At 73.1% G+C, this 10,966-nt stretch carries 13 protein-coding genes and 1 pseudogene; 8 read left to right on the plus strand and 6 right to left on the minus strand.

What is annotated here, in order from left to right; genetic code table 11:
• The first annotated feature begins 171 nt into the window (after positions 1-171).
• The 6 genes from GA0070216_RS21835 to GA0070216_RS21860 all read left to right on the plus strand — a co-directional run bounded on the left by GA0070216_RS21835 (position 172) and on the right by GA0070216_RS21860 (position 4,358).
• Positions 172-432 carry a hypothetical protein gene (locus tag GA0070216_RS21835; RefSeq protein WP_091249246.1) on the plus strand — a complete coding sequence of 87 codons (261 nt, stop codon included), beginning with the start codon at positions 172-174 and terminating at the stop codon, positions 430-432.
• A gap of 89 nt (positions 433-521) precedes the next feature.
• Entirely contained in the window at positions 522-1,892 is a 1,371-nt protein-coding gene (locus GA0070216_RS36195) for an MFS transporter (RefSeq protein WP_281190454.1), read from the plus strand.
• A 50-nt stretch (positions 1,893-1,942) separates the two neighbouring features.
• A complete protein-coding gene (locus GA0070216_RS21845; RefSeq protein ID WP_091249250.1) occupies positions 1,943-2,578 on the plus strand; it encodes a GAP family protein in 636 nt (211 codons plus the stop codon).
• 64 nt (positions 2,579-2,642) lie between these two features.
• The gene (locus GA0070216_RS21850) at positions 2,643-3,428 is read left to right on the plus strand and encodes an SDR family oxidoreductase (RefSeq protein ID WP_091249253.1); all 786 of its coding nucleotides are present in this window, start codon (positions 2,643-2,645) and stop codon (positions 3,426-3,428) included.
• A 37-nt stretch (positions 3,429-3,465) separates the two neighbouring features.
• Positions 3,466-3,660, plus strand: a complete 195-nt coding sequence (locus GA0070216_RS21855; protein WP_091249256.1) for a hypothetical protein — start codon at positions 3,466-3,468, stop codon at positions 3,658-3,660.
• Positions 3,661-3,809: 149 nt separating this feature from the next.
• Positions 3,810-4,358 (plus strand): YbaK/EbsC family protein, encoded by a 549-nt coding sequence (locus GA0070216_RS21860; RefSeq protein WP_091249259.1) that lies wholly within the window; start codon positions 3,810-3,812, stop codon positions 4,356-4,358.
• A gap of 215 nt (positions 4,359-4,573) precedes the next feature.
• On the opposite strand, the gene GA0070216_RS21865 is transcribed toward GA0070216_RS21860, so the two are convergent.
• From GA0070216_RS21865 to proS, 4 genes are all read right to left on the minus strand, one after another.
• A complete protein-coding gene (locus GA0070216_RS21865) occupies positions 4,574-5,206 on the minus strand; it encodes a DsbA family oxidoreductase (protein ID WP_091249262.1) in 633 nt (210 codons plus the stop codon).
• Between the two features lie 20 nt (positions 5,207-5,226).
• Positions 5,227-5,652, minus strand: a complete 426-nt coding sequence (locus GA0070216_RS21870) for a SufE family protein (RefSeq protein WP_091249266.1) — start codon at positions 5,650-5,652, stop codon at positions 5,227-5,229.
• 138 nt (positions 5,653-5,790) lie between these two features.
• On the minus strand, positions 5,791-6,210 hold the full coding sequence (locus GA0070216_RS21875; protein WP_091249268.1) for a CBS domain-containing protein: 420 nt from the start codon (positions 6,208-6,210) through the stop codon (positions 5,791-5,793).
• Positions 6,211-6,273: 63 nt separating this feature from the next.
• Positions 6,274-8,103, minus strand: coding sequence for a proline--tRNA ligase (gene proS / locus GA0070216_RS21880; protein ID WP_091249270.1), 1,830 nt, complete (start codon positions 8,101-8,103; stop codon positions 6,274-6,276).
• A 240-nt stretch (positions 8,104-8,343) separates the two neighbouring features.
• On the opposite strand from proS, the gene GA0070216_RS21885 reads away from it, so the two are divergent.
• A complete protein-coding gene (locus GA0070216_RS21885) occupies positions 8,344-9,084 on the plus strand; it encodes a class I SAM-dependent methyltransferase (protein ID WP_091249274.1) in 741 nt (246 codons plus the stop codon).
• 86 nt (positions 9,085-9,170) lie between these two features.
• On the opposite strand, the gene GA0070216_RS21890 is transcribed toward GA0070216_RS21885, so the two are convergent.
• A complete protein-coding gene (locus GA0070216_RS21890) occupies positions 9,171-9,365 on the minus strand; it encodes a DUF397 domain-containing protein (protein ID WP_091249277.1) in 195 nt (64 codons plus the stop codon).
• Positions 9,356-10,159 (minus strand): helix-turn-helix domain-containing protein, encoded by an 804-nt coding sequence (locus GA0070216_RS21895; RefSeq protein ID WP_091249281.1) that lies wholly within the window; start codon positions 10,157-10,159, stop codon positions 9,356-9,358. The genes GA0070216_RS21890 and GA0070216_RS21895 overlap by 10 nt, the downstream gene beginning before the upstream one ends.
• 220 nt (positions 10,160-10,379) lie before the next feature.
• On the opposite strand from GA0070216_RS21895, the pseudogene GA0070216_RS35645 reads away from it, so the two are divergent.
• Positions 10,380-10,756: pseudogene (locus GA0070216_RS35645) on the plus strand (hypothetical protein).
• Positions 10,757-10,966 lie beyond the last annotated feature (210 nt).

Consider the following 10,966-nt stretch of genomic DNA (forward strand, 5'->3'; position numbering starts at 1 on the left):
CCCACTGCCGCCGTACGCCATCGCGCCTCCTGCGTTCGTCAGGCGGCCTGGCTTCCCGGTAGGGCATCCGTTATGCCCTCCGGGCGGGGGAAGTTCCCGCCGGTGGCGGGGCATGGACGGCGGTGCCGGTGGAATCCGGCTGACGACCCGACGAGTCGGCAGGAGGCCGGGATGAGCACGATCACGCGTCACCTCAGTGGCAGTCACGAGATGGTCCGCGCATACACCCGACGGGTGGAGGTGCCGATGCTGGGCGAGGTGGCGGTGCCACCGCCCGACAAGATCGCCTACTACGCCGGGTTGGGGGTGCTCGCCGCCCTCCAGGTCATCGAGTGGCCGCTCGCCCTGGTGATCACCGCCGGTCACCTGCTCGCCGACCAGCACCTGTCGGGGCTGGCCAAGGGGCTCGGGGAGGCGCTGGAATCGGCGTGACGAGACCAGGCTCACCCTTGACCTGAACCAGGGTGCAGGTCGCAGGCTGGGCGCATGCCTGACGTACCGCCCCGGGCCGGGGCCGTTCGGTGACCGCCACCCTCGCCCCGGCGGCCCGCCTCTACGATCCCCGGCTGCGGGCGATGACGGTGGGCAGCGTCGCCCTGGTGTCACTGCTCGCCTTCGAGGCGTTGGCGGTGGGCACCGCGATGCCCACGGTGGCCCGCGCGCTGGACGGGTTGGGGCTCTACGCGCTCGCCTTCGGCGGTTCGTTCGCCGCCGGGGTGCTGGCCATGGTGCTCTCCGGCATCTGGTGCGACGCCCGGGGACCACGCGCCCCGATGTGGGGCGGGGTGGGGTTGTTCGTCGTCGGGTTGCTCGTCGCCGGGAGCGCCGACGCGATGGGCACGTTGGTGATCGGTCGGGCGGTGCAGGGCTTCGGGTCCGGGCTGCTCTCCGTCGCGCTGTACGTGGTGGTCGGGCAGGCGTACCCGGAGCAGCTGCGGCGGCGGGTCTTCGCCGCGTTCGCGGCGGCGTGGGTCATCCCGTCGCTGGTCGGGCCGGCGGTGGCCGGGCTGATCGTGGAACACCTGGGCTGGCGGTGGGTCTTCCTCGCGGTGCCGGTGGTGGCGTTGCCGGCGGTGCTGCTGGTCGAGTCGGGCCTGCGCACGCTCGACCGGCCGACGCCGGCCGGGCCACCGGCGGGCGCGGCGGCCCGGATCGGCTGGGCGGCCGGGGCGGGGGTGAGCGCCGCACTGCTGCACCACGGGGGGCAGCAGCGCGGCGCGTTCGCCGTGACCCTGGTGGTGGTGGCCCTCGCCGGCCTGGGGGTCTGCGCGCCCCGGCTGCTCCCGGCGGGGTTCCTGCGGGCCGCCCGGGGCCTGCCCACGGTGGTGGGTCTGCGCGGGTTGGCGGCGGCGGCCTTCGCCGGCGCGGAGGTGGTCATCCCGCTGATGCTGTCCCGGCAGCGGGGTTTCTCGCCGACCGCCGCCGGCCTGGTGCTGACCGTCGGGGCGCTGTCCTGGTCGGTGGGTTCCTGGCTCCAGGGGCGACTGCCGCCGCCGCGCTCCTCGGCGACCCTGCCCCGGTGGGGCCTGGCCTGCGTGGCGGCGGGCACGGCCACGGTCACCCTCGCCGTCTGGCCGGCGGTGCCGGTGGCGGTCGGGGTGGCCGGTTGGGCGGTGGCCGGTCTGGGGATGGGCCTGGCGTACCCGTCGCTGTCGGTGTTGACCCTGGCCCTGTCGACCCCCGACGAGCAGGGGCGCAACAGTTCGTCGTTGCAACTGGCCGACTCGCTGTTCACCGCCACGGTGCTGGCGTTGACCGGCACGGTGCTCGCCGCCGGGACGACGCCCGGTCCGGCCGGCTACGCGGGGACGCTCGCCGTGGCGGTGGGCTGCGCGCTCCTCGGCGCGCTGCTTGCCGGCCGGGTGGTGCCGGGCCGGGGGCATCCCGCCTGATCCATCGAATCCCGCCTGGTCGACCGGGGTGACCGGGAGGATGGTGGGCGATGAACTTCCTGACGATCCTGCCGATGGCCGTGGTGATGGTGGCCGGTACGCAGCTGGTGGCGGCGGTCTTCCTCGCCTCCGGCGACCGGCCCCGTCGGGCGTCGCTGGGCTTCCTGACCGGCGCCGCGATCGTGGTGGTCGTCGGCACGACCCTCGCCTGGCTGGTCTTCCGGGTGATCAAGGGCGCGGCCGGCGGGGGTGGCCGCAGCCCGGTCGAGACGGCCATCGACTGGGTGGTGCTCGGGCTGCTGGTGGTGCTGGCGGTGGTGGTGTTCGTCCGGCGGCACTCCTCCGGCGAGCCGAAGTGGATGGGCCGCCTCCAGCACGCCGGCTTCGGGTACGCGCTCCGGCTGGGACTGCTGCTCTTCGTGGTGATGCCCTCCGACGACCTCACGATGGTGACGGTGGGGGCGAGCGCGGCCCGGCACGGCCTGTCGTGGTGGCACCTGGTGCCGTTCATGCTGCTGACCCTGCTGTTGCTCGCGTTGCCGCTGCTGGCGTTGCTGCTGCTCGGTGACCGGGCGGACCGGACGCTGCCCCGGATGCGCGACTGGGCGGACCGGCACTCGTGGATCATCAGCGAGGCGGTGGTCGTCTTCTTCCTCGCGTTGACCGTCGTCGACCTGCTCAGGTGAGGCCGGGGGCCGGTGTCACGTTCCGGGTGGCCGGCCCGTCGGGCGGTCGGCGGAGGGAGACGGGATGCGGGTGCTGGTGACGGGTGCCGGCGGGACGTTGGGGCGGGCGGTGCTGCCCCGGTTGCGTACCGACGGATTCACGGTGCGGGCGATGAGCCGGCGACCCCGGCACGACCCGGCGGCGGACTGGGTGGTCGCCGACCTGGACACCGGGGCCGGGTTGGTCGAGGCGGTGGCCGGGATGGACGCGGTGCTGCACCTGGCCTCCCGGCCCGGTGGCGGCACCCGGACACACCGGGTGGACGTGCTGGGCACCCGCCGGCTGGCCCTGGCCGCCGGGTACGCGGGCGTGGCCCATCTGCTGTACGTCTCGATCGTCGGCGTGGACCGGGTGCCGATCCCGTACTACCGGCACAAGGAGGCGGCGGAGCAGGTGGTGGCTGCCGGACCGGTGCCGTGGACGGTGCTGCGGGCCACCCAGTTCCCGGTGTTCCTGGACCGGCTGTTGCGGGCGGCGGGCCGGATCGGCCCGGTACCGGGTGACCCGGCGGTGCTGGCCCAGCCGGTCGACCAGCACGAGGTGGCCGCCCGGCTCGCGGACCGCCTCGCCACCGGCCCGCTGACCGGGGTCGAGGAGTACGGCGGTCCGCAGGTGCTCCGCTTCGACGAGGCGGTACGGGCCTGGCGGGCGGCCCGGCGGTCCCGTGGTCCACTGCTGCCGGTGCGCCTGCCGGGGCGGCTGGGTCGTGAGCTGCGGGCGGGTGGGCTGACCACGACCGCCGTCCCGACCGGCCGCCGGACCTGGACCGACTACCTGGTCGACACGTACGGGGGACCCGGCCGAAGATGAGTCGGGCGCGGGTTCACGTTCTGCCTACCGTGACGCCATGCTGGTCTTCGTCGTCACGGTGCTGCTCTACGTGTTCGGTCTGGTCTTCCTCTACGGGGTGATCCGCCTCGCGGTGCGGCACGGCATGGAGGATCTGGAGGCCCGTCGGCCGCAGGTGCTGCGGGTCGGCCGGTCGGCGACGGCCGACGACCGGGCGTTCCTGCAGGAGAATTCCTTCCTCGGCGGCAACTGATCCGTCGGCCCTGTCGGCCCTGTCGGCTGGCCGTCGGTCGGCGTGCCCGGCGTCCTGCGGCGTGCCCGGCGGCCTGCGGCGTCCACGACGACCTGCGGGCGTGCCCCGGCGGGTGGCCTGCGGCGTGAGGTGCGAGGATCGCTGCCGTGATGGGAACGTTGAAGACCGAGCCCGCCCGGACCCGATCCGACCTGCTGGCGACGCCGGTGGCCGCCGCGCTGGCGCAGTGGTCGGCGGAGGCGCCCGTCGACGTCGACGACGTCCTGGTCGCCCCGATCGACGCCACGCTGGCCGACACGGCGGCCTTCTGTGCCGCGTACGAGGTGGGGCTGGACGTGTCGGCGAACTGTGTGGTGATCGCCGGCAAGCGGGAGGGCGAGATCCGGTACGCCGCGTGCGTGGTGCTCGCCACCACCCGGGCCGACGTCAACGGAGTGGTCCGCCGGGCGCTGGACGTCCGCAAGGCGAGCTTCGCCCCGATGGCCGACGCGGTCGAGGCGACCGGGATGGAGTACGGCGGGATCACCCCGATCGGGCTGCCGGAATCGTGGCCGATCCTGGTGGACGCCCGGGTGATCGCCACCCCGCACGTGATCATCGGCTCCGGCGTACGGCACAGCAAGATCGCCCTCCCCGGGCCGGCGCTCGGCGCACTGCCGGGCGCGCGGGTGGTGGAGGGCCTGGCCCGACCCGCCTAGCCAATCACGACCATCGATGTTGTTGCACGTGAAACATCACGATCGTCGATGTCTGATGGGGGTCGCCGCACCCTGCGCCAGCCCCGCTCCGCCCAGCCCGGTCGACCTAGCTCGGCCGGGCTAGGTCGTCCTGTGTGCGCGCCGGGCTGGGAGCGGGGACGCGTCAGCGGGTCGCGGCAGCAGCTTGGCCTCGGTGAGGTGCCGGTCTTGCGGTGTCAGCCGGCCGATTCGCGCTGGGCGACCTCGGTCAGCGCGGCGAGCAGGGTCTCCGGCTCCTGCGCTCCGGTGACGCCGTACTTGCCGGCGAGCACGAAGGTCGGCACGCTGCTCACCCCGAGTTGGTGGGCGGCGGCCAGGTCGGCGGCCACCTCGCGCCGGCCCGCGTTCGACGCCAGGTGTTCGCGCGTCTCCGTCTCGTCCAGCCCGACGGAGACCGCCAGCGCGACCAGCGCCTCGGGTGAGCCGACATCGACCCCGTCGGTGAAGTGCGCCCGGTAGAGCGCCTCGACCACGTCACCCGCCCGGCCGTGCCCGTCGGCGAAGCGGACCAGCCGGTGCGCGTCGAAGGTGTTGGCGCTCACCGCCCGGTCGAAGTTCAGCGTCAGCCCCACCTCGGCGGCCACCTGGGTCACCTGCCCGGCCATCGACTGGGCCCGCTCCTGGCCGCCGAACTTCGCGGCCAGCGCGTCCAGCAGCGGCTGCGGCGCGGTCACCGGCGTCGGGTCCAGCTGGAACGGCCGGTACCGGACGGTCACCTCACCGTCGTACGACGCCAGGGCCTGTTCGAAGCGGCGCTTGCCGATGTAGCACCAGGGGCAGACCACGTCGGCGTAGATCTCGATCTCCATGATCGGAGACAACCCCCAGCTCAGCCAGCTTGTTCCCGCACCTGCCGCTTGAGTCGGGCCAGGATCGCGGTGCCGCCGCGCACCCGCAACGGGCTGATCACCTGGGCCAGGCCCATCCGCTGGTAGAGGTCGTCCGGCACGTCCAGCACCTGCGTGGCGCTCGCCCCGGCCAGCCCTTCGGCGAGGATGCCGGCGAAGGCCCGGGTGGTGGGCGCCTCCGGCGGGCAGTCGAACAGGGTGGTCACCGTGCGGTCCGGGTTGACCTCGGCACGCAGGAAGAACGCCGTCTGACACTCGGGGACCTGCTCCAGGTCGTCGCGATCCACCCCGGCCGGCAGCGGCGGGATCACGTCGGCGTACTCCAGCAGCATCTCCAGCACCACGTCGCGGGGGGCGTCGGTGAACTCCCCGACGATCTCGGCCAGCCTCGTCGGCATCTCGGACATCCCGCCAGGCTACCGCCGCACCCCGCGCGGGTCTGCCACCAGACTGCCGTGCCGCCCGTGTGCGGGCTGGAAGGAGCCGGGACGAGGGAGTGCCGGGCGGGCGACCACACCGGTCGTGGGTCGCCCGCCCCGGGCGGGTCAGTTGTTCGGTGCGCCCTCGCTGATGTCGGCGAGCGCCGAGCTGGGGTCGAGCTGCATCGCCAGGTCGCCCAGGGAGACGATGCCGACGAGCTTGCGTTCGTTGTCGCAGACCAGGATGCGTCGGATGTTGCGCTCGCGCATCAACGTCACCGCCTCGCCGGCCGTGGCGTGCTGCTCGATCATCACCACCTCCCGGGTGGTGATCGAGCCGATCGAGGTGCTGGCCGGGTCGCTGCACTCGGCGACCGCCCGCACCACGATGTCCCGGTCGGTCAGCAGGCCCGCCAGCGTGGAGCCGTCGGTGACCACCACGTCCCCGATGTCGGCCTCCTTCATCACCCTGGCCGCTTCGTCCAGGGTGGTCTCCGCCGACAGATAGACCACTTGCTTCGTCATCACGTCACTGACCCGGTACATGAGAGCCCTCCGCACAACAACCACCCTTGGACGATCCCACTTCGATACCCCGTGGCACGTCCGCTACACCCCGTTGCCGCGAACCCGACGCAGAAGCTGGTCGACCAGGCCTTCCCAGGCGACCTCCTCGTGCCCGCCGGTAGCCCGCTCACGCAGCTCGACGTACCCCTCGGGAAGTCGGCGGCCGACCACGACGGCGCGGGGGATGCCGATCAGCTCGGCGTCGGTGAACTTCACCCCGACGGAGACGTTGGCCCGGTCGTCGACGAGCACCCGCAGGCCGGCGGCCGACAGCCGACCGCCGAGGTCGAGCGCCGCGTCGAGCTGCGGCCCCTTCCCGGCCACCACCAGGTGTACGTCGCACGGCGCGACCGCCGCCGGCCAGACCAACCCCCGTTCGTCGTGGTGCTGTTCGGCGATCGCGGCGACCGCCCGGGACACCCCGATGCCGTAACAGCCCATGGTGGGCCGGACCGGTTTGCCCGCCGCGCCCAGCACGTCGAGGGCGAACGCGTCGGTGAACCGGCGGCCGAGCTGGAAGATGTGCCCGATCTCGATGCCCCGCCGCATAGTCAGCTCGCCGCCGCCGCCGCCGTTGCTGCCGCTGCCGCTGCCGCTGCCGCTGCCGTCGCCGGCTCCGGTGGTCCCGGTGGTGCCGCAGGCGGGGCAGGGGTCACCCGGGCGCACCTCGGCGGCCTCGATGGTGCCGTCGGGCGCGAAGTCCCGTCCGCAGACCACGTCGGTGGCGTGCCGCCCCGGCTCGTTGGCCCCGGTCAGCCAGGCGGTGCCGGTGACCACCCGGGGGTCGACCAGATAACGGAGGCCGAGCCCGGCCAGCACCTGCGGCCCGAGGTAGCCCCGGACCAGCCCGGGGTGGGCGGCCCAGTCGTCGAAGACCGTCACGGCGGCCGGGTGCAGCGCTGCCGCGACCCGCTTGAGGTCCACCTCCCGGTCGCCGGGCAGCCCGATCACCAGCACCTCGGCTGCCTCCGCGCCGGGCCGGCGTACGGTCAGCACCACGTTCTTCAGGGTGTCGGCGGCGGTCCAGTCGTGCCGCCCGGCGAGCTTCCGGTCGTTGGCGAGCGCCACCAGGGCGGCGATGGTCGGGGTCTGCGGGGTGTCGTGCACCTCGGCGGGTAGGTGCGAATCCGGGTCACCGGCGGGCGGGCCGGGGGTCGTCACCGCCTCGGTGTTCGCCGCGTAGTCGCAGGCCGTGCAGCCGACGTAGGTGTCCTCACCGACCGGGGTGGTGGCCAGGAACTCCTCCGAGGCCGACCCGCCCATCGTCCCGGAGACCGCCTGCACCACCGTGTGGTCCAGCCCCAACCGGTCGAAGACCCGCCGGTACGCGGCCCGGTGCCGGGCGTACGACTCGCGCAGGCCCTCGTCGTCCAGGTCGAACGAGTAGGCGTCCTTCATCAGGAACTCCCGTCCGCGCAGCAGCCCGGCCCGGGGGCGGGCCTCGTCGCGGAACTTCGTCTGAATCTGGAAGATCGTCAGCGGGAAGTCCCGGTAGGACGAAACCAGATCCTTGACCAGCAGCGTCGCCATCTCCTCGTGCGTCGGGGCGAGCAGGTGCTCGGCACCCCGTCGGTCGGCGAGGGTGAAGATGTCGTCGCCGTACTCCGCCCACCGGCCGCTGGTCCGGTACGGCTCCGCCGGCAGCAGCGCCGGGAAGTGCACCTCCTGGTCGCCGATCGCGGCCAACTCCGACCGGACGATCTCGGTGACCCGGTCCAGCACCAGTTTGCCCAGCGGCAGCCAGGCGTACCCGCCCGGGGCGACGCGACGGATGTAACCGGCGCGCAGCAGGAGCCGGTGGCTCGGCACCTCCGCGTCCGCCGGGTCCTCGCGCAGGGTCCGCAGCAGGGTGGTCGACGTACGAAGCAGCATCCGGGCAGCCTAGAACCCGCCCACCCTCCCGGCGACCCGTTTCGCACCGCCCGCCCCTGTCGCGTTGATCAAGAGGTTTGCGTCAAATTTCCAGCTCGTAGGCCCACAAACTTCTTGATCACCAACGATGGGAGCCGGCGGCGGGCGGGGGCCGGCGGGGGCCGGCGACGGGCGGCCGGGGTGGGGGCGGTGGGGGGAAATCGGTGGACAGAGAGGGTGGGGGGTGGTGATTGTCGGTGTATGCGGCAGGAGGAGATCTGGGACGGGGAGGCTGCCCGGCGGTATGACACGCCGGGCACCGGGATGTTCGCCCCTGAGGTGCTGGGGCCCACGGTGGACCGGCTCGCCGCGCTCGCGGGTGACGGGCCGGCGCTGGAGTTCGCGATCGGCACCGGCCGGGTGGCCGTCCCGCTCGCCGCCCGAGGGGTGCCGGTCACCGGCATCGAGCTGTCCGCCCCGATGATCGCGCAGCTCCGGACCAAGGTGGACGCGCAGACCATCCCGGTGGTCGCCGGAGACATGGCCACCGCCGTCGCCCCCGGCGAATACTCACTGGTCTATCTGGTCTACAACACGATCGCCAACCTGCTCAGCCAGGCCGAGCAGGTGGCGTGCTTCCGCAACGCCGCCCGGCACCTCGGCGACGGTGGCCGGTTCGTCGTCGAGCTGTGGGTGCCCGAGCTGCGCAAACTCCCACCCGGGCAGCAGGCCGTCGTATGGCACTCCGAACCCGGCTACCTCGGCCTGGACACCTACGACGTGCTGGCGCAGCACGTGGTGTCGCACCACTTCAGGTTCGCCGACGGCCGGCAGGCGGAGCTGTTCCGTACCCCGCACCGCTACATCTGGCCCGCCGAGCTGGACCTGATGGCGCAGCTCGCCGGGTTCGCCCTGGAGAGCCGGCACGCGGACTGGACCGGCGGCGAGTTCACCGCCGAATCCCGCTCCCACGTCTCCGTCTACCGCCGGCCTCCGACGTAGCCGCCGGCCTCCGACGTAGCCGCCGGCCTCCGACGTAGCCGCCGGCCTCCGACGTAGCGGGCTGCCCTCGTCCGGGCCGGGACGGGTCAGCGGGTGCCGACACCGTTGCCGGTGGCGGTGACGAACGACCGCCAGGCCTGGCGGTCGAAGGTGAGGACGGGACCGGTCGGGTCCTTGCTGTCGCGCACCCCGACGACGCCAGGCAGGTCGTCGGCGACCTCGACGCACTCGCCGTTGCCGCTGCGGGTGGACTTGCGCCAGGTGGCACCGGTCAGCTCCATGACGTCATCACTTCCTTCATCAGCAGTGCCGACTGGTTGTGGGGCAGGGCCTCGCTGCGGACGCTCTCCCACCGCGAGATCAGGATAGTCAGCTCCCCGTCCTTGTCGATCGTGGTGCCATTGAGCTGGTTCTCCAGATGACCGACCCAACCGCTGTCGTTGCCGAGCGCCAGCGTGAACGGGCCGGCGAGACCCACGTGGGTGCTGACCTCGGCGGGTATCACGTGGACACTGACGTTCGGCTGGTCGACGCACTCCAGAAGGTGGGCGATCTGCTGGACCATCAGGCCCCGGAAGCTCTCGTCCGCGCGCCGGAGCACCGCCTCCTCGACCACCGCGATCAGCTTCGGCGGCTGCGAACGACTGAGCACGCTCTGCCGGTCCAACCGGACCGCGAGCCGCCGCTCCACCTCGTCGTCGCTGAGCATGTCGTCGGCCCGGATCACCGCACGGGCGTAGTTCTCCGTCTGCAACAGACCCGGGACGAGCGTCGGGTGGTAACACCAGAGCTGCTGTGCCTGGCGTTCGGCCTCCAGCCAGGGCCGGAACCAGTTCGGTTGCGAGTAGCGCTCGGCCAGCCTGAGCAGTGAGGTGAGCAGCCCGCCGGTCGTCAGGACCTCGTCCGCCCGTTTCAGGAACAGCCGGTCGAACGGGCGTTGGCCCAGCTCGATGGCGGAGATCTGGGAGCCGGAGAAGTGGACCAGCTTGCCGAACTCCTCCTGGCTCAGCTCCGCGTGCAGCCGCAGTCTGCGCAGTTGTGCCCGGATCAGCTCGGCGGTCGGTTCACTTTCCACACGTCCTCCACGGTTGTCCCGGCTGCCTCCCCGGTCTGACCGGACGGCCCTCGCCGTCGACCCGACCTCGCCCAGCCCGGCGTCGATGCCTTCCGAGAGTAGTGGTGTCATCACCAGAATGTCACCAGCGGGTCGCCTTCCGTCCGGCCCGCGCCGGGGCCGCCCGTGACCCCCCGTGCAGGGGCGGCCCCACCCCCACCACCACAGGAGGTCGAGACCGGTGAACTCCCGTTCGTTTCCAGTGCCACGCCTCGGCCCGTATGCCGACCGGCCGCGCGCCCACCCGCCGCGCGCCCACCCGCCGCGCGCCCACCCGCCGGGCGGCCGGCCGCACCTGCCGCTGCGACCGCTGTGGGTGTGCCGGGCCTGCGGCGGCCCGTGGCCGTGCGCCGAGGGCCGGCTACTGCTCCGCATCGAGTACGACGCACACCTCGTCGACCTGGCCGTCTATCTGTCCGGGCGCTCTATCACGAGGCGAGCCATGACCTGTTCCGGCTGAACCCGCAGGACGGGCCGACGCCGCGTGACCTGTTCGAGCGCTTCGTCGCTTGGGCCCCCTACCGCCGGCGACCGGGCGCCCCGCCCCCGCCGGGCTGAGCCGGCCGGGTCGAATCGTTCGGCTGGGTCGTTCGGGCCGGGCTGGTCGGGCTGGATTGGCCGGGCCGGGCTGGTCGGGCTGGGCCGGGCTGGTCGGGCTGGGCCGGGCTGGTCGGGCTGGGCTGGTCGGGCTGGGCTGGACTACTCGGGCCGGGCCGGGCTGGTCGGGCTGGGTTGCTCGGGCCGGGCCGGGCTGGTCGGGCTGGGTTG

The organism is Micromonospora matsumotoense (genome assembly GCF_900091525.1).
GTDB classification, from domain to species: Bacteria; Actinomycetota; Actinomycetes; order Mycobacteriales; family Micromonosporaceae; genus Micromonospora; species Micromonospora matsumotoensis.